The sequence below is a fragment of the Fibrobacter sp. UWB16 genome, assembly GCF_900215325.1.
Classification (GTDB): Bacteria; Fibrobacterota; Fibrobacteria; order Fibrobacterales; family Fibrobacteraceae; genus Fibrobacter.
This window is the reverse complement of record NZ_OCMS01000001.1, coordinates 975,025-992,743: the sequence shown is the minus strand read 5'-3', so window position 1 is coordinate 992,743 and position 17,719 is coordinate 975,025. Positions and strand designations below refer to the sequence as shown.

The following is a 17,719-nucleotide window of genomic DNA, read 5'->3' as shown; positions in this document are numbered from 1 at the left end:
TTTAGAAAAAAGAATAGTTTCTTGAAAATTGAATGCTCTAACCACTAACCACTGTCTACTGTTTACTGCCTACATTCTTTCGTCTCTCGTCTCTCGTCTCTCGTCTCATTTATTATCTTAAATAACAAATAAATATGCTTTGGACGAACCGTCTGGCACCGGTGGTGTGACGGCTATTCTAAGCTTAAATCATTTGTATTCATCCATGACACTTAATGTCATACAGGAGGTCAATTTATAATGCCTACGAAGTCTATTGTGACTGGCGCATCTCGTGGTATCGGTCTTGCCATTGCAAGAGAACTCGCTGCTCGCGGCTCTGACGTTGTTCTTATTTCCCGTGGTGGCTGTCCGGAACAGGCAGAAGCTATCGCCAAGGAATTCGGTGTCAAGACGTTCACGTTCGCATGCGACGTGAGCAACTCCGAATCCGTGAAGGACGCTTTCAAACAAGCTATCGACGCACTGGGTGGCGTGGACTGCCTCGTGAACAACGCTGGCATCACCCGTGACGGCCTCGTACTTCGCATGAAGGACGAAGATTTCGATAACGTTATCGCAACGGACCTCCGCTCGACGTTCCTCTGCACCAGAGCCGTCCTCAGGACGATGATGGGCGCCCGCAAAGGCAGCATCGTGAACATTGCAAGCTTGAACGGTATCAGAACTCAGGCTGGCCAGGCCAACTACGCTGCTGCTAAGGCTGGTGTGATCGGCATGACCAAGTCCAACTCCATGGAATTCGGCTCTCGCGGCATCACCGTGAACGCTGTCGCTCCAGGATTCATCGATACGGACATGACCGCCGCCATGAGTGAAGAAACTCGTGCAAAATATGCCGCTCAGATTCCGCTTGGCCGCCTCGGTCAGCCGGAAGATGTCGCCAAGGCAGTCGCATTTTTGGCCTCCGACGATGCCAAATACATTACCGGACAGGTAATTGGTGTCGATGGGGGCTTGAACGCTTAACAACATTTTATTAAATTTGGACAAAACTTTTTCCCATGGAGAAAAAAATGAACGAAGAAATTTTCAAGAAGGTCACGGACGTGATCGTTGCTAAGTTGGAAGTCAAGGCTGAAGATGTCAAGCCCGAATCTGAATTCGGTAATGACCTCGGTGCAGACTCCTTGGACCGTGTTGAACTCGTTATGGCCCTCGAAGACGAATTCGATGTCGAAATCCTCGATTCTGACGCTGAAAAGTTCCAGAAGGTTTCTGACGTTGTTGCTTTCCTCGAAGCACACAAGAAGTAATCTAGTTTTACTTTAGCCCGCATCCGTTGGGCAAAGAAAGAGCTTTGGGTCCCCGGTTCCGCCGGGGATTCTTTTTTTACCGTCATCCTGAGCGAAGCGAAGGATCTATTATTTCTTGAACATACTTTGTCATGCCGGACTCCGTTCTCTTTGACCACTTAGAACTTTGACGCTTTGCGTCAGCATCTTCGGCTCAATCATGACAGTCTGCAAGCAGCCTGTCGCGACACTCGCCTTGAATGCAACTAGTTCTTATGTGGTCATGATCCGCGAATGGGGACGGCATCGCCTTCTCGTTTATGAAAGGGAGGTGCCCGTTCTATGACGGGCATGACAAATATGTAAATTGTACATCAGTCTAAAACTCATAAGGAGATTCTGTTGGAAGAACAAAACTTGCTCCACAAGATTCTTAAACTCTGGTTTCGCCAGAAGTCCGGTGACGGGCTTGAGGCTAAGCTTGGGTACAGATTCCGCGATCCAGAACTGCTGGCTCATGCACTCGTCCACCGCTCGTTCCTCGTCGGGAAAGATGTCCCGTACGCAAGCAACAACGAGCGCCTGGAGTTCCTCGGCGATTCCGTCCTCAACATGCTTACGACGGAATTTTTGTACAGGACTTATCCGAGCGATCCGGAGGGCGAACTCTCCAAGCGCAAGAGCGCGATTGTCTCGGGACACGCCTGCGCTCAGTCGTCCAAGGAATGGGACTTGAGCGAATATGTGAAAATCGGAAAGTCCGAAGCCAAGATGGGCGGTCGCGGCAAGGAAAGCATTCTCGCTGATGCCTATGAAGCTGTGCTTGGCGCCGTCTATCTCGATGGCGGTCTCGAAGAAGTCCGTGCCATTTTGAATAAGTTCCATTTCCCACGCGTGCAAGAAATCATCAGTGCAACCGACTTTGTGAACTACAAAAGCGAACTTCTGGAATTTTGCCAGGGCAAATTGCGCTGCTCTCCGGAGTACGTGATTGTCGGTGAAGAAGGTCCGGAACACCAGAAGGTGTTTACTGTCGAAGTGGTCGTGAACGGCAAAGCGTATGCCCGCGGTCAAGGCCCGAACAAGAAGAAGGCGGAACAGGAAGCCTCCCGCCTGTCGCTTGAAACGCTCAAGGCTGAAGCTGCCGAAGCCGATGCTAAAAAAGCCGCCGCACCCAAAGTCAAACAACCCGCGCACCATATCGGATTGCCGTAATTTTAGTAGACGGTAGGAAGTAGACTGTAGGAAGTGGCTCGTATGTAGAGCCTGCGCTGTCACCCCGGCCACCGTGCCGGGGTCGCCTTTTTATTATCTTGTCTCTCATGAAAACTTTCTCCCTCCGCTCTTTACTTGCCGTCCCGATGGCGGCCGCTCTCGCTTTTGCTCTTGCCGCCTGCAATGAATCCGGCGATTCCAAATCCGGCCAATCTTCGAAAAAAGGCACCGCCGTTTCCGAAGCCGATTGCCCGATTCTCCCGCTCGATTCTACGGCAACAGGCGAGTTCGACCCGATTGCCTCCAAGGAAGCCCGCGCTTGCGGTTCTATCACGCTTTGGGGCTCCGCCATGCCGAAGTCTTTCAACATGTGGGAAGACTACAATAGCTTCTCTGCTGAGCTCATGAACATGATGTTCGAACCGCTCGTGAGCCTGCATACCACCGAAGACCGCGAAGTCGGTATTCTCGCTGACAAGTGGGAAGTCTCCGAAGACGGCAGAACGTTCACGTTCCATGTGGACCCGCGCGCGAAGTGGAGCGATGGCAAGTCCATCACCGCTGAAGATGTTCAGTTCTACTACGACGTCATCATGGACGAAAAGAACCTCACGCCGATTTTCAAGGTGGGCCTCAGCCGCTTTGAACGCCCGGAAGTTGTCGATAGCTTGACGGTTCGCATGACCGCGAAGGAATCGCACTGGGGCAACTTCTGGGAAGCGGCTGGCATGCTTGCATTCCCGAAGCACGTGTGGGGTGGTAAGGACTTCAACAAGATTCGTTACGAATTTCCGGTCGTCTCTGGTCCGTACATTATCAAGACGTTCCGCGAAGACCGCTTTGTCGAACTCCAGCGCCGCAGCGACTGGTGGGGCTTCAAGAAGAACTGGAATCATGGCAAGTACAACTTCCAGAAAATCCGTTACCGCTTCATGAACGACCAGACAAAGGCGCTCGAAGCGTTCAAAAAGCAGGATTTTAACGCTTACGCCATTTACACGAGCAGCATCTGGATGAAGCAGACCGATTTTGATGCCGTGAAAAAAGGCTGGGCTGTCAAACAGCGCATCTACAACAAGGAACCGATTGGCTTCCAGGGCATGGCCATCAACCTCCGCAAGCCGCAGTTCCAGGATGTCCGCGTCCGTCGCGCACTTTCGTACCTCTTGAACCGTGAAGCGATGAATGAAAAGTACATGTACGGCCAGTACTTCCTCTTGAACAGCTATTATCCGGACCTTTGGGCGAATAACCAGAACCCGACGGCGCCTGTTTACAGCTACAATCCCGAAAAGGCCCGTGCGCTCTTTGCCGAAGCGGGCTACAAGGTGAATGGCGAAGGCGTTCTTGAAAAGGACGGCAAGCCGTTTGCCATCAACTTTATCACGAGCCAGGAAGATTTGCGCCATCTGACGCTTTTCCAGGAAGACTTGAAGAAGGTGGGCGTGGTGGCGACCATCGAACAGATGAGCCAGAGCACGCTCCGCAAGCGTTTGGACGATGCGGACTTTGACCTTTACTGGGTGAACTGGGGGGCTGGCCGCCTCCGCGACCCGGAAGCAAGCTGGATTTCTACGACTGCCATGCAGAAAGGCACGAACAACCTCGCTGGTGTTCAAGACCCTGTTGTTGATAGCCTCATCAACTTGCAGAAGACTGAATTTGACCTCGCGAAGCGCAATGAAATCTTGAAGGCGCTTGATAACCGCCTTGCCGAAATCGTCCCGTACGTGCTCATGTGGCAATGCGACCACCACCGCATCCTCTACTGGAACCGTTACGGCACGCCCGAAAAGATTCTTGACCAGTTCAACCGCGAAGATGCAATCCCCGTTTACTGGTGGGTCGATCCGGTCAAGTCCGCCGCTCTCGACAAGGCGATGAAATCCGGCGAATCGCTCCCGATTCCGCCGTTCGATATAAGATAGACGAAAGAACGGGCAGAGCCCTGCAGACGAGAGACGAAAGAGTGCGCTTCGCGCGCAGTTCCTCCAGCGTCGTCCTGAACAACTGCAATTTGTCGTCCTGAGGGCAAAGCCCGAAGGACCCAGTCAATTCTTGTAATTGCGCGAAACATTTTCCAAAACGCAAAAGTCCCGGCCATTGCCGGGACTTTTCATAGATGGATAAAGAATCTTTGATTAGAATTTAGCGATGATGCCTGCTTCCAGAGTGATGGACACCTTGTCGTTGCCGCCGCAAGTGTATCTCAGATAATCCTTGCCGAGACCAAATGTTGCGTTGGCGTCAAAGGAAAGCATTTCATTGATTTTGAATGTGGCGCCCAAGTACGGGAACACGCCGATATCGCCGCTCGTGTCGCCAGCCTTGTGTCCGTCAAGCTTCGGGTCGTTCAACAAAACCTTAAGGGTTGCACCAAAGTAGGGCGAAATAACCGGGGATACGTTCGGATCCAATTCTGCATTGAGACTCAATTCCATTGGCGGCTTAACCTTGTCGTCGCCTTCTGTTGTGATGGCAAGACCTAATTCTGTTCCGAGACCGACTGCACCGAAGTCCTGTGAGTACTGGCCACCGAAGTAGAAGGTCAAGCCGTCATCGTCATAAGCTTTTTTGCCAGTCGGGAATGTTACATCAAGGAAGCCGGCTACGTTCGGAATGATTTGGTAACGGGCACCGAACGTCATGTTCTTCATACGTTCTTGGTCTACATCATTGCCATCCCAACGGGTAACTACAGCAAATGGAAGGTTCAGGAAAAGTTCCAAATTCTGGACAGGAACGAAGCGGCCTTTAACGGCGAGGTCAAGTCCCTTCCACTTGTCCTGCATAGAAAAGTCTGCATTGAGTCGTGCTTCACCACTTTGAGCGGCCGGAACCGGGAATGTGCTGTAAGTTGCAAAGCTGGTGGATGCGAGGAGAGCTGCTCCCATGATGATTTTTTTTAACATAGTAATCTCCATATGAAAGTGATTTCTTTTAAATATAGATAAAAACTATGTAAAAAGAACAATTCCTGTAAAAAAAAATAAACCAGCCGAAATTTCGGCTGGTTTTAAAGTATATTAAACCAATTTATTTAGAACTTGAATTCGACGTCGACTACGAAACCGAGGGCATCGCCTTCCATACCAATTTGAACGCCGTTATCCTTAGCCTTCTTTTTCAAATCCTGGCTACGGGCGATAATCTGTCCATTGATGGAAATGTCGTCGGTTGCAGCCAAGCTTACACCCAACCAGAACTTGAACTGGTTAGACCAGTCATCGTGCAGGTCCACATCCTTGTTGCCATTGTAGTATTCAGACTTGAAGAGGCGCAGCCAGAACTGACCGCCGACCAAAAGCGTTACAGGTGCGGAGGGGAGGGTATAGTCGAATTCACCGCCAAGACGGAGTTCGAGACCTCTTTCTCTGTCGTGGTGTTCAAAACCCCAGAACAAGCCTGCTTCTGTACCGTATGCAGCACCCTTGATGGAACTGATGTCCTTATGATGCTGAGCACCAGCGTAGATATACATTTCGTGGTTGCTCGGAGCTGTCGTTCCATATCCTTTTGCCTTGTCCTTGCCGATGGGGAGGTTAAAGTCGAGGAAAAGGTAAAGTTCCGGGTCCAAGGCGAAACGTGCGCCGATTGCCAAATCCTTGAGACCGCTACCGCCTTCTGCGCAGGCGTCACAGTCGGTTTCACCCCAGAACTGGTAGCCAAAACCCTGTAAAGAAAGTTCAAATTGCGGGGTCACGTTCATACGGGCGGCGACTCTGAGGCCCATTTGGGACCAGTCATCATCTGTGTCGTAGTAAAGACCAGCCTTAAAAGAACCCTGACTGTTTTGTAGCAGACCGAAATAATCCCATGTTGCAAAACTGTATGTGGCAATTACAGCTGCCAAGAGAATGATTTTTTTAAACATTGTTGCTCCTATGAAACACCATAAATGGATGCCCTCAATTTAGCAAACCCAAAGCTTTGATGCAATTAAATATTTGTAAGTAAATCTTCATCTCCGTGTTGACTGTCACAATTGATGCTTTTTACTTACTTTGACGGTTGCCAAAGCTGTCTTAAAAATTATTTTTACAAGTAAAGAGGCTCGTTACAATCTGTCGTTCCCGCCTCCGAGCGGGAATCTCCATTCAAACGGGTTGTGTAACTTGCAAAAATTAGAGGGCTTGAATGAATTATTTAACTCGTCTACTGCTTGGTTTAGGTTTGACCATCCCGATGGCCGTTTGGGCTCAGCCGGCTGGTCCTGCAAAAAAATATCTGAACCTTTACTATAAGGATAATGCCCTTTATCTAGGTCAATACAATCAAAATTGTAAAACCGGAAATTCTACTAATTACGGTACTTGTGTCAAATCCGAAGAAATAAAAGCGGCGCTCCCTGTTCGCGGAGCGTTTTATAATGTGATTAACGGGAAATGGGTGGCAGCATCGGCGAATGCCTCCCAATACCAAGCTACAGATCTTTATCTTCTTACGGATATTGACTTTGGCCAGACTCTTGGTGTGGATGGAAAATGTTCGGAAAATCATGCTTTTTTGCCCTTCTCTGGCCTTACTTTTGATGGAAAAAACAAAACGATTTCGAACCTTTGTCGTGTTGACAAAGGGACCATGAGAAAGGCTTCTAGTCAGTCGCCTGCAGGTGTTGGTTTATTTGGGGATATATCTGGAAAAATCGTAAAAAACTTAAAGATTTCCAATGTTCATTTTATTGTTTCTGATAAATATGCGAATGGAAATCCTGCATCAACGGATGCAGGCGATTACCATGCGGTAGGTGCTCTTGCTTATCAGATTTCTAAAAGTGAAGTGTACAATATTCAATTAAAGAATATTGTTATTCAAGCTCCTCTAGCCGGTGGTTTGGCGGGGTATATTGAAAATTCGACTGTTTCCGGTGTTTCGACTATTGACGATTCGTTTATCCAGATTTCGAATGAACGTCAAATTGAAACTGGCTATATCGGAAGCTCGGTTACGGTATCGGGGGTGAATTTTTCTGTATTTAGTCCCTACAAAGTGCTTTTGGGCGGTCTTGCTGGTGCTGCTTTCTTTGTGGATATCGAGAATGTCGGCATTGCAGTTCAAGTGGAAAATAAGGCGGCTGTAAATCAGTCTTCTTTGGGCGGACTCGTCGGTCTCTATGTTTACGCACCCACGAAACAAACTTTCAGTGGTACGAATCCTAAAAATTCAGAAATCAAAAATATCAAAATCCACGAAGCCTCTAGTGAAAATAAGCTTGTTGTTTCTGGCGGTGTCGCTATGGGCGGTGTGTTTGGTGCTACCAAGAGGTATGAAATATACGCGTCGAAGGTTTATGGCCTCGAGGTGGACAAAATTGCAGTGACTGGGCTGAATATAGCACAAAGCATGGCGCTAGTTGATGATGCTACAGTTGCAAAGCCGATGTATTTCGGAGGTGTTATCGGAAATGCAAATATTTGTAATGGCGGTATCTTGAAAATTACAGAAACAGAAGTAAAAAATTTAAATATCATAGAATCTTTGTCTGAAAATGGCGCCTTCCAATATTATATGGGTGGTATTGCTGGGTTTGCCGCTTGTGAAAATGTGAATAATTCAGGAAATCGAGATGACTTGTTCTTGACGCTTACTGCATCTAAAGCGCATGGAAAAATTGTGCTGCAGGGAGGCTCTTCTGAAGAGGATACAAAACCGAAAGCACGCGCGTCAGCTGTGATTGGCGGCCTTGTCGGAAATGCAATTGTTTCTCTTGAAGAAAACAGCACTGCAGGGGATAGTTCGGAAGTTACGATTAACTACATCGCCAAAAGGGCGTCAGGTTTGACGGATGCTGATTCTGTGATTGTGGGTGGCGTTTTTGGCGCCGTGAGCAAGTTCAACCGTAATACAATCAATAAAGTTCGATTGTCCGGCTTATCTTATAAAAGCTCTATTTATATCGAAGATGACGGTATTACGGCTCGTGCAGGTGGCATTGTAGGCGAATATCCTCTGATTTTATCTGGGGAACCCAAAATTGATTTTGAGAATGTCCATGTAGATTTTTTGGGTGGATCGGTTGTATCGTATAAAGGGGAAAATGTTGCCTCTGAAAATACGTCTTCATCGATTGGTGGACTTTGTGGAATATGCCGTACACCAGAATTAATTAGTCGTAGCTCTGTTCGCGGTTCGTTTACGGGAACTTATGCCGTGTCGACGCCCCCGCAAAAAGATTTCTATGTCGGTGGACTCGTTGGCGAAGCGAACGTTCGTGCTCCAGCAGAAATGATTGTGAAAAATAACTATCATATCGGGACGATTGCTGATAAGTTTAATGGTGAAAAGGGACATGCAGGCTATCTTTTTGGCTATATGTATGGTAACGGACTGGGTAATGAGCCGATAATGATATCGAACTATCATTATGGAGCCGATACTATTGGTGCAATCGGTTATTTCGATGATTATGGTACATTTAGAGATATTAAGTATTTTAATGAAAAAGGTTTCAATAAGTTTGTTGCTAAGAACAATGTTCGCGATGGCTTTGAAGAAGATTTGCAAAGTGGAGCAAATGGGTCCGTTAAGAATGGCATTGTTACTATGAATTACATGCAATCTCAAAGTTTTGCAGATTTCTTGAACAGTGCGTGGACGGATACTGGAGACCAGGTCTGGGTGTATAAAAACGATTTTCCGACCCTGGTTGATCCTGGGGATGTGGGCAATTCCAGTTCAAGCTCCGGAAATACTTCTAGCTCTTCGAGTTCTGCGAACAATGGTGTTTCCAGTTCCAGCAACGAAGAATCTTCTAGCAGTTTCGAAAATTCCTCCTCGTCTGAATACGGTTCATCCTCTTCTTCGAATGTGACTTCTTCGTCGTCTTGGGGTGAATCCTCCTCGTCATCTTGGAACGGAGGCGAATCGAGCAGCAGTGTTGGCAATTCTTCGAGCTCTTCAAGTGCAGGCAATGGGAATAGTTCGTCTAGTTCCAGTGCAAATAATGGAACCTCGAGTTCTAGTAACGAGGGTTCTTCAAGCAGTATTGCAAACTCCTCGTCGTCAGAATACGGTTCATCCTCTTCTTCGGATATCGCATCTTCTTCGTCATCTAGGAACGATTACTCTTCGTCATCCATAAACGGGAAGTCATCATCTTCTTCAAGTGAAACGATAAAATCTAGCAGCAGTTCTAGTGTAAAATCGAGTTCAAGCAAGGGTAGTCGCTCTAGCTCTAGTAACTATATCTATGAAATTGCAGAACCGACTGCGAAACAGGATGGCAATGCGCTTCGCATGACTTTGGTTGATGCAACAACCGCTGGCAAATTTGAAAAGGTGGATTACCATATTCAGGTTGTCTCTGAAACTGGCGTGTACCTCGATACCGTTGTTAATGGAAAATCCGTTGAAAATGTCAAGAACGGCACTTGGCGCCTTGATCCGTCGCCAGTAGGTGAATATACAGTAACCTTCACGCTTACGGATGGCGTTGATTCTGTCAGCTATGATAAAAAGTTCGTCACGGAAAAAGAAAAGACTTATATTCCGCACGCTTGGCAGACGCTTTCGCTGTATGCCCTTTGCCAAAATGATGGCGATGATTGCGTGAATCAGGTGGAAAAGCTTTTTGCCCGCCATCGTGATGGGGATAATTCGGTTGCAACCACTTCTGTTTATTGGTGGGATGAATCGAACCCGGTTGGCGATTTCTGGCAATACCGCAAGTTCAGTGTGAAGGATAAGTTCGATTCTACTCGCGGTTACTGGTACGGCTCCGTTGATAACGAGCCGCTGGTGATGAGCTTGCAGACTCCAGATACGAACGATGCTATCGTCTGGAAACTTGAAAATAAGTATTCTGGCTGGAACCTCGTGGCTAATCCGTATGGCTGGTATGTGAAGCTCCCGAAAGAAAAGAAACTTCGGTTCTGCCAGTGGAATGCTGAATCCAGCGATTATGAGGAACCTGATGTCCTTGGACCATATGAGGCTATCTGGGTTCATACCGAAAAGCCTATGACGTATCGCATTCCGTTGAAGGCCGCAATTGTTCTTGAAGAAGAAAAGAAGGCTTTGAGCAAGAGCGCCGATTCTGAAAACTGGAATCTCCGCGTCGTCCTTTCTGATAATAATGGCAAGCGCGATTCCTGGAATGAACTTGCTGCAGGGAAGGCTGCTTCGTCTCTGGGTGAACCGCCTGCCGGTATGGGCGACCGCGTAAACCTCTCCATTGTCGATGGCAAAAAGCGACTTGCCAAGAGCGTGAAGCAGAATGCCGACGACCTCGAATGGGATCTCGAAGTGAGCGCAACGAGCACTCGTGATGGCCATTTGAACTTTGAAGGTCTCGAAAGCGTTTGGGCGAAGGGCTTGCGCGTGTATGCGACGGTCGATAACGAAACGGTCGAAGTCGTGAAGGACAGCCCGGTGGACGTCAAGCTTGCTTCTAAGGCTAAGAATGTCTCTGTTCGAGTGACCAAGAGTGCAGTAGCTGCTAACGTGGCGAAGAATCTCCTCAAGGGATTGCACGTCGGTCAGATGTCTAACGTGCTGAATGTCGGTTTCGATGCCGCCTCCAAGCTCGCTGGTGCGAATGTGAAGGTCTCCGTTGTGGGAATCGATGGTCGAATCGTTGCAACGGATAGGGCAATTGCCCGCGAAGGCTCGAACGCCATCTCCATGAAAAAGCCCAAGCAGGGTGTCTACTTCGTGAAGGTCAAGGTCGGAAGCCTTAGTGCCGTCACCCGCGTTATGGTTCGATAAATCAGTCTAGCCGAGCGCAAGTTTAATTACTAAATTTGCGCTCGTTATGACAAAAGCTAAACTCATCAAACTAATCATTGCATCGGTGCTCGCCATCGCTGCCCTCTTCGTCCCGTACGAAGCCCTCGGCTTCGTTGGTGACCACGCGTTGAACACTCTCGAAATTCGCGTCATCGCAATCTTTGTGATGGCTGCCCTTTTCTGGATCCTTCAACCGTTCCCAATCTGGTCCACCTCCATGTTCGTCATCGTGTTGATGATTCTCACGCTTTCGAACTCGGCTCTTATCCCGTTCCGCGTGGAAGGTGTTGAACCGCTCAAGTTCAAGGACATCATGGCAACGTTTGCCAACCCGATCATCATGCTCTTCTTGGGTGGCTTCTTCCTTGCCTCTGCCGCTTGCAAGTACAACATGGACAAGAACCTTGCCCGCGTGCTCCTCAAGCCGTTTGGTAAGGATCCGAAGTGGGTGCTCCTTGGCCTCATGATTATTACCGCTGTGTTCTCCATGTTCATGAGCAACACCGCTACTGCTGCTATGATGCTCGCTATCCTCGGCCCGGTGCTCAAGCTCTTTGATGCCAACGACCGCGGTAAAGCTGCTTTTGCCCTTGCCATCCCGCTCGGTGCTAACATCGGTGGTATGGGTACTCCGATCGGTACGCCTCCTAACGCCATCGCTCTTGGCGCTCTCCAGTCCAGCGGCTTCAACATCTCGTTTGGCCAGTGGATGGAATTCGGTGTTCCGTATGTGATTGTTATGATGATTCTTGCTTGGTTCTTGCTTCTCAAGCTCTATCCGATCAAGATGAAGGAAATGAACCTCGATATCGAAGGTGCTGAAGGTTTTGACAAGAGTCCGCGCGCTATCATCGTTTACATCACCTTCGCTGTTTGCGTACTTTTGTGGGTGACCGGTAAGAATGTCCATGGCCTCAACGACAACGTGATTGCTATGATCCCGATGGCTGTGTTTGCTTTGACGGGCGTGATTAATAAGAAGGACCTCAACGAAATGAGCTGGGACGTTCTCTGGCTCGTGGCTGGTGGTTTTGCTCTTGGTCTCGGTTTGCAGCAGACGGGTCTTGCAAAGGACCTCATCAACGCTATTCCGTTCAACACCTGGTCTCCGGTCGTTCTCATGGTCGGTTGCGGCTTCATCTGCCTCTTCATGGCAAACTTCATGAGCCACACCTCCACTGCTAGCTTGCTTGTCCCGATCTTCATCGTCGTGGCTGTGAGCTGCAAGGAAAACCTCGCTCCGCTCGGTGGCGTGACCTCCTTGATGGTCGCTGTCGCATTCGCAAGCTCCCTTGGTATGTGCCTCCCGATTTCTACGCCGCCTAACGCACTTGCTCACGCTACGGGATACACGGATACGCGTGGCATGGCTATCACGGGTATCGTGATGGGTATCGGCGGTCTCGTGCTCTCCTGGATCATGATGTTCGGCCTTTCCAAGGTCAACTTCTTCGAAGATCCGGCTGAAGCTGCCGCTGCTCCGGCTGCTGCCGCCGCTCCGGCACCTGCCGCACCTGTTTATGCAAAGCCTGCCGAAGTTGCTGCTCCGGCTGAAACAATCGCTGAACCGGCTGCTGATAGCGCTGCCGTCGCCATTCCGGCTGACTCTGCTGCTAAGGTCGTGGTCACGGATTCCGCTGCTGCTAAGTAATTGAAAATGTCACCCCGGCTTCCAGGTCGCTGAGACTGCCGGGGGGCCATTAACGAAAATCGCTCGGGTAACCCCCGAGCCTTTTTGTTTTTAGAAATCGCGCTTTTTTTATCGCCTGCGCGTCTTGCCCTCGCGCTTTTTTTCGCCTTTGCGAGGGGCGAGGTGGCGAAAACAAAAAAAAAGAGCCCCGCATTTCTGCGAGGCTTTTTCAGTGGTCGATACAGAACTCGAATCTGTGACCTCTACCATGTCAAGGTAGCGCTCTAACCAACTGAGCTAATCGACCATTAAGGTAGCCCAATATTAGAAAAAGATTGAGCGCTTGTCAAGGGTGGTGGGCGATAAAATTCAAAAAAAATTTAAAGAAGTTTGCCTGTTATTGGTCTTCTTCGGCAATCCAGTAATGCATACGGCCTTTGAACAGGATTGGAGGGAGGCTGTCGTTGCATTTGTCGTTTCTGCAATCCTCGAAATGCAGGTTTATGGTCGCTGTCCACTTTGCGTTATCTTTTTGGTCGATATTCACGTAATTGCTATCGCCCTTGATATATGCTTTGGGCGAACCGTTGACTTGAATCCAGGTGTAGCCCGGTATTACGCTGTTTTTGCCAAGTCTGGGGTCGTTTATCATAATGCTCAGCTGGTCGTGACGAGAACTTCGCTTTGCGGGAATCGTTATGAGCAGATAATGGTGCTGGTTGCGTATAAACGGAATCTCGACATCGTTCCTTTCGAGTTCCTGATTTATTTCGGTACTGTCATTGATGCTGTACTTGATAAATCCGCCACCTTTGACTTCCCAGCTGTCGTTGATGCCACTACAGGCCGTGAGGCTTGCAACGATGAACGGAACGAAAAATTTAAAAGAACTCGAGAGCATTTTGTTAAGATGAATAATGGGAATCCAGTTAAGTTTTAAAATAGAAAAAACGCCGGGCTTAGATACCCGGCGTTCTCTAGTTTCTTGTCTAGTCTTATGCTCGACCGTCAACGCTGTTTTCGTCAGCTTGAGGCGGTTGCTGGTTCTGCTGGGCGAGGCGCGGGTCTTCGAGAATGTACAGCGGGAGTGCTGCAAGTTCTTCGTTATCGACGACGAGTCGCACAATGTACTTGTCCGGACGCTTGAACTGCAAACGCTGCATGTTCAGGACCATGTTCACGGCTGCGGTGTCAAAACCCTGGACGACCGGCATAAGGTCGATTTCGGACTGCATCGGCGGAACAATGGCATGTCCAACAACGTCTTCAATCGAGAGGCTCAGCTGGTGTGTGCCTGCTTCGGAACGCTGGTAGCGCAGGCGGAATGCGGCAGAACACTGCGGAATCACAAGCGGGAACTTAGCGAAAATTCGGTCAAATGCTCCAAGGATGTTCAAACGGCCACCGGCATCGTTAGCAGTGGCGGCATCACAGATAGCAGCAATTTCAATATTCATTATGGGGTCTCCAAGTATTAGATAAATGTTTAACTAAATTATAATTATATTCCGAAAAAGACGAGGATTTTATGCAAGAAATTCCACTTTGGTACTGGTTAATTGTGTTTTTTGGCCTTGGCGCCTGCGTCGGGAGCTTCTATAACGTCATTGTTTACCGTATGCCGCGCGGAATTTCCCTGATCAACCCGCCTTCGCACTGCCCGCTTTGCAAAAAGAGGATCCCGATCCGCTACAATTTGCCGATTGTGGGCTGGCTCTGGCTACGTGGCAAAAGCGCTTGCTGCAAACAGCCGATTAGCATCATTTACCCGATTGGCGAAGGCCTTTGCGGCTTGCTCGGGGCGCTTGCGCTTTATGCGGCGGCAGGCTTTGGGACGGATTTTTCTCGACCGGTCTTGTCGCCTGAGGTTTGGGCCGATGCCGCGGCGTTGTTCTGGCTTTTGCTTGGTGCTTACCCCGTTTGTGCTGTTGACTGCAAGTACAAGCTGATTCCCGATTCTATCTCGGTCGGCGGGATTGTCGCTGGTTTATTGATTTCGCTCGTGCCGGGTGGCATAACGCCTCTCCAGAGCTTGATTGGGGCTGTTGTTGCTGGCGGCGGGCTTTATCTGCTCGGCTGGATTGCAACAAAAGTGCTCAAGAAAGATGCAATGGGTTTTGGTGATGTCAAGCTGTTGGCTGGCTATGGTGCGCTTATGGGCGTGACGGGCGCTGTGGAAACGCTTTTAGTGGCTGCTCTGCTTGGCATTGTGGTGATGGTCCCGTACGGGATGCTTGCTGCGAAAAAAGCGGCCCAAAATAAGAATAGCGAGGAAGCCGGGCAAATTCCTTTCGGACCGTTCCTCGCCATTGCTGCCCCGATTATTTATCTCTGGGGCTCAACGCTTTTGGACGCTTATTTAAAGTACGTTCTAGAGTAATGAGTATTAGCACGTCATCCTGAACGCGAAGCGTGAAGGATCCAGTAAAATTATTCGCTAGAAATAACTGGATTCTTCGTCCTAACGGACGAAGAATGACGTCTTGCTAATTATTTTTTCTTTTTCCCGGGTCTCTGCGGCATGAAGGGGCTTTTGGCGTTTGGTTCGCTTGAACCCTTTGCCGAAACCGTTTCTTGACTTGTGACCACGGAATCTCCGACGCTCAGTCCCTTGAGAATCTGGACGTTCACGCCATCGCTAAGACCAATCTTTACGCGACGCGGAGCGGCTTTGCCATTAATGCTGATCCACACGTGGTCGCCTTCAAGTTTTGGCTTCTTGTGCTTTTTCTTGGCGCCTGTGCTTGGAGCACCACCCGGTCCCATGCCAGGAGGCGGGGGCGGGAAGTTGTCGCCAGCTTCGGCAGTCTTCGGACGTTCCGGACGTGGCATATCTTTCGGATCCATCATCGGGGTTCCTGCTGCAGGTGTAAACTTGAGCGCCTTGACCGGAATCGTAATGGCGTCCGTAATTTCTTGCGTGACAATGGTGCAGGTGGCGGTCATGCCCGGCAAGAGCTTCTGTTCCGGATTCTCTGCGGTAATCACGACGGTATAAGTTACCACGTTGCTCGTGGTCGTCGGGTTCAGTCGAACTTCTTGCACGGTTCCGTTAAACGTTTCGTTCTGGAAGGCATCGACCGTGAACGTGACTCGCTGGCCTTGCTTCACTTGACCAATGTCAGCTTCGTCTACGGCGGCCATGACTTTCATCTGGCTCAAATCCTTTGCGATGACGAACAATGTCGGCGTGCTCATGGAGGCGGCAACGGTTTGGCCGACATCCACCGCTCGTTTCAGCACAACGCCGTCAATCGGGCTCTTGATGGTGGCGTAGCTCAAATTCAGTTTTGCCTGGGCGACTTCGTTCTTGCGCTGTTCCACGGCGAGCTTTGCTGCGTTTAGGTTGTACTCAGCCTGTTCCAGTTCGACCGCACTTGCGCTCTTGCTTTCGGCGAGCTTCTTGATGCGGTCGTATGTGCTTTGTTTGTAATTCAAGTCGTTTTCGGCGCTCTTGTAAGAGATTGTCGTCTGCTTTAAAGTCGACTGCAACTTGGATTTGTCAAGTTCGGCAATGACTTGGCCTTTCTTGACCTTGGAATTGAAATCAACGTTAATCTTGGCGATATCGCCAGAAACCTGCGTACCGACTTCCACCTGGTCTACCGGCTCTAACGAACCCGTTGCCGAGATTGTTGTCTTGATGGTGTCTGTCACCACCTTGGTGCTGATGAGGGCGCCAGCCTGGCTTGTGGCATCTCCGTTAAAGAAGAATGACTTGACGCCGAGGGCGACCCCTGCCAAAACGGCGATAACGATGATGATTTTCAAGAGTTTTTTCATAAGCATTAGAAAAATAGTAACATTGATTTTTTATTACAGCAATTTTGATGATTTGGGAGCACGTAAGGTTGCAAATTTTCTAGCTTAAAGGTCATGACTCGCGTACGCAAAAAAGACGATAGTGCAGAAGTCCGCAAAGTGACTTGGGTGGGGCTTGGCTGGAACGCCGCGCTCTCTGTTGCCAAGTTTGTTGTGGGTGTGGTGGGGAACTCCCAGGCGCTCGTTGCAGATGCTATCCATAGTGCATCTGATTTTGTGACCGATGTCGCCGTGATTGTTGGCAGTCACTTTTGGAACTCGCCACCGGATGCCGAGCACCCTTACGGGCATAGGCGATTTGAAACGCTTATTACGATTGGCATTGGCCTTGCCGTTGCTGCCGTGGGTATTGGCATTGGATATAAGGCCGTCCTTGCGCTGTTGGCGGGTGAGGCATCGCACCCGGAAACGTCCGTTGCGGTGATGGCTTTTGCTTCCATTGTCGTAAAAGAAATTCTCTTCCGCTATACGCGAAATGCCGGGCGAAAAATCCGCAGCCAGGTGCTTGAGGCAAATGCTTGGCACCACCGTAGCGACTCTTTTAGCTCGATTCCTGTGCTCGTAGCAGTCGTTTTTGCCATTTTGCTCCCGCAGCTTTGGTTTGCGGATTCTGTCGGTGCGCTTGTCGTTGCGTTTTTCGTGATTCATTCAGCGATTGAAATTGCGGCTCCGGGGCTTCGGCAGCTTGTAGACCGTGGCGCAAACCCCGATGTCCTGGGCAAGCTTCGAAGCGTGGCGCTTTCGCACCCGAAGGTCATCAGTTTGCATGGGCTCCGTTCCCGCTACGTCGGGAGTGACCTGCATGTGGACGTGCATATCGTGGTCGATGACCAGATGACGCTGAAAGATGCTCATGATGTTGCCGAAGAGGTCGAACAGCTGCTCATCGATTCGAACGAAAACGTCGTCGATGCGCTTGTGCACATAGACCCCTACAACGCCAATCGCGCCGCTCAGGGCGAAATCAAGACTATAGAGAAATAGTTATTTAGTGCCTTCGGCACAGTTACTAGTTAATAGTTGGTAGTTACTAGAAGTTTCTACGTAAACATTTCAAGTAACTATGGTTATTGCGTCGTATTGTTTTTAA

Annotated in this window: 14 protein-coding genes and 1 tRNA gene; 9 read left to right on the top strand and 6 right to left on the bottom strand. The window is 49.4% G+C overall.

What is annotated here, in order from left to right; all coding sequences use genetic code 11:
- Positions 1-240 precede the first annotated feature (240 nt).
- The 5 genes from fabG to CRN95_RS04110 all read left to right on the top strand — a co-directional run bounded on the left by fabG (position 241) and on the right by CRN95_RS04110 (position 4,378).
- Positions 241-969, top strand: coding sequence for a 3-oxoacyl-[acyl-carrier-protein] reductase (gene fabG, locus CRN95_RS04125; RefSeq protein WP_085491094.1), 729 nt, complete (start codon positions 241-243; stop codon positions 967-969).
- Between the two features lie 47 nt (positions 970-1,016).
- Positions 1,017-1,256 carry an acyl carrier protein gene (acpP, locus tag CRN95_RS04120; protein WP_014546672.1) on the top strand — a complete coding sequence of 80 codons (240 nt, stop codon included), beginning with the start codon at positions 1,017-1,019 and terminating at the stop codon, positions 1,254-1,256.
- Positions 1,257-1,455: 199 nt separating this feature from the next.
- Complete coding sequence (locus CRN95_RS15065; RefSeq protein WP_255405651.1) at positions 1,456-1,581, top strand: hypothetical protein; 126 nt, start codon at positions 1,456-1,458, stop codon at positions 1,579-1,581.
- 56 nt (positions 1,582-1,637) lie between these two features.
- Positions 1,638-2,450, top strand: a complete 813-nt coding sequence (gene rnc / locus CRN95_RS04115; protein WP_088630571.1) for a ribonuclease III — start codon at positions 1,638-1,640, stop codon at positions 2,448-2,450.
- A 107-nt stretch (positions 2,451-2,557) separates the two neighbouring features.
- Positions 2,558-4,378 carry an extracellular solute-binding protein gene (locus tag CRN95_RS04110; protein WP_088630572.1) on the top strand — a complete coding sequence of 607 codons (1,821 nt, stop codon included), beginning with the start codon at positions 2,558-2,560 and terminating at the stop codon, positions 4,376-4,378.
- A 213-nt stretch (positions 4,379-4,591) separates the two neighbouring features.
- Here CRN95_RS04110 and CRN95_RS04105 read toward each other — a convergent pair whose 3' ends face one another.
- Both CRN95_RS04105 and CRN95_RS04100 read right to left on the bottom strand, forming a co-directional pair.
- The gene (locus CRN95_RS04105) at positions 4,592-5,362 is read right to left on the bottom strand and encodes a transporter (protein ID WP_088630573.1); all 771 of its coding nucleotides are present in this window, start codon (positions 5,360-5,362) and stop codon (positions 4,592-4,594) included.
- Between the two features lie 128 nt (positions 5,363-5,490).
- Positions 5,491-6,324, bottom strand: a complete 834-nt coding sequence (locus CRN95_RS04100; protein WP_088630574.1) for a hypothetical protein — start codon at positions 6,322-6,324, stop codon at positions 5,491-5,493.
- A 263-nt stretch (positions 6,325-6,587) separates the two neighbouring features.
- Here CRN95_RS04100 and CRN95_RS04095 point away from each other — a divergent pair, with 263 nt between their 5' ends.
- Positions 6,588-11,156: a T9SS type A sorting domain-containing protein gene (locus CRN95_RS04095; RefSeq protein WP_097020146.1), complete on the top strand. Its 4,569-nt coding sequence runs from the start codon at positions 6,588-6,590 to the stop codon at positions 11,154-11,156.
- A 46-nt stretch (positions 11,157-11,202) separates the two neighbouring features.
- Positions 11,203-12,828, top strand: coding sequence for a DASS family sodium-coupled anion symporter (locus CRN95_RS04090; RefSeq protein ID WP_097020145.1), 1,626 nt, complete (start codon positions 11,203-11,205; stop codon positions 12,826-12,828).
- A gap of 212 nt (positions 12,829-13,040) precedes the next feature.
- Here CRN95_RS04090 and CRN95_RS04085 read toward each other — a convergent pair.
- The 3 genes from CRN95_RS04085 to CRN95_RS04075 all read right to left on the bottom strand — a co-directional run bounded on the left by CRN95_RS04085 (position 13,041) and on the right by CRN95_RS04075 (position 14,264).
- Positions 13,041-13,114 (bottom strand) — tRNA-Val (locus tag CRN95_RS04085).
- A 90-nt stretch (positions 13,115-13,204) separates the two neighbouring features.
- A complete protein-coding gene (locus CRN95_RS04080; RefSeq protein ID WP_088630577.1) occupies positions 13,205-13,708 on the bottom strand; it encodes a hypothetical protein in 504 nt (167 codons plus the stop codon).
- 94 nt (positions 13,709-13,802) lie between these two features.
- On the bottom strand, positions 13,803-14,264 hold the full coding sequence (locus CRN95_RS04075) for a hypothetical protein (protein WP_088630578.1): 462 nt from the start codon (positions 14,262-14,264) through the stop codon (positions 13,803-13,805).
- A 71-nt stretch (positions 14,265-14,335) separates the two neighbouring features.
- On the opposite strand from CRN95_RS04075, the gene CRN95_RS04070 reads away from it, so the two are divergent.
- Entirely contained in the window at positions 14,336-15,187 is an 852-nt protein-coding gene (locus CRN95_RS04070; RefSeq protein ID WP_097020144.1) for an A24 family peptidase, read from the top strand.
- Between the two features lie 110 nt (positions 15,188-15,297).
- Here the strand turns inward: CRN95_RS04070 and CRN95_RS04065 are convergent, their stop codons facing one another.
- Positions 15,298-16,590, bottom strand: coding sequence for an efflux RND transporter periplasmic adaptor subunit (locus CRN95_RS04065; RefSeq protein WP_235002862.1), 1,293 nt, complete (start codon positions 16,588-16,590; stop codon positions 15,298-15,300).
- A gap of 93 nt (positions 16,591-16,683) precedes the next feature.
- Here CRN95_RS04065 and CRN95_RS04060 point away from each other — a divergent pair, with 93 nt between their 5' ends.
- On the top strand, positions 16,684-17,613 hold the full coding sequence (locus CRN95_RS04060; protein WP_088630581.1) for a cation diffusion facilitator family transporter: 930 nt from the start codon (positions 16,684-16,686) through the stop codon (positions 17,611-17,613).
- Positions 17,614-17,719: the final 106 nt, after the last annotated feature.

Coding starts and splice junctions, on each gene's coding strand:
- fabG (WP_085491094.1), top strand. CDS start 241: ATGCCTACGAAGTCTATTGTGACTGGCGCATCTCGTGGTATCGGTCTT.
- acpP (WP_014546672.1), top strand. CDS start 1,017: ATGAACGAAGAAATTTTCAAGAAGGTCACGGACGTGATCGTTGCTAAG.
- CRN95_RS15065 (WP_255405651.1), top strand. CDS start 1,456: ATGACAGTCTGCAAGCAGCCTGTCGCGACACTCGCCTTGAATGCAACT.
- CRN95_RS04110 (WP_088630572.1), top strand. CDS start 2,558: ATGAAAACTTTCTCCCTCCGCTCTTTACTTGCCGTCCCGATGGCGGCC.
- CRN95_RS04105 (WP_088630573.1), bottom strand. CDS start 5,362: ATGTTAAAAAAAATCATCATGGGAGCAGCTCTCCTCGCATCCACCAGC.
- CRN95_RS04100 (WP_088630574.1), bottom strand. CDS start 6,324: ATGTTTAAAAAAATCATTCTCTTGGCAGCTGTAATTGCCACATACAGT.
- CRN95_RS04095 (WP_097020146.1), top strand. CDS start 6,588: ATGAATTATTTAACTCGTCTACTGCTTGGTTTAGGTTTGACCATCCCG.
- CRN95_RS04090 (WP_097020145.1), top strand. CDS start 11,203: ATGACAAAAGCTAAACTCATCAAACTAATCATTGCATCGGTGCTCGCC.
- CRN95_RS04080 (WP_088630577.1), bottom strand. CDS start 13,708: ATGCTCTCGAGTTCTTTTAAATTTTTCGTTCCGTTCATCGTTGCAAGC.
- CRN95_RS04075 (WP_088630578.1), bottom strand. CDS start 14,264: ATGAATATTGAAATTGCTGCTATCTGTGATGCCGCCACTGCTAACGAT.
- CRN95_RS04070 (WP_097020144.1), top strand. CDS start 14,336: ATGCAAGAAATTCCACTTTGGTACTGGTTAATTGTGTTTTTTGGCCTT.
- CRN95_RS04065 (WP_235002862.1), bottom strand. CDS start 16,590: ATGAAAAAACTCTTGAAAATCATCATCGTTATCGCCGTTTTGGCAGGG.
- CRN95_RS04060 (WP_088630581.1), top strand. CDS start 16,684: ATGACTCGCGTACGCAAAAAAGACGATAGTGCAGAAGTCCGCAAAGTG.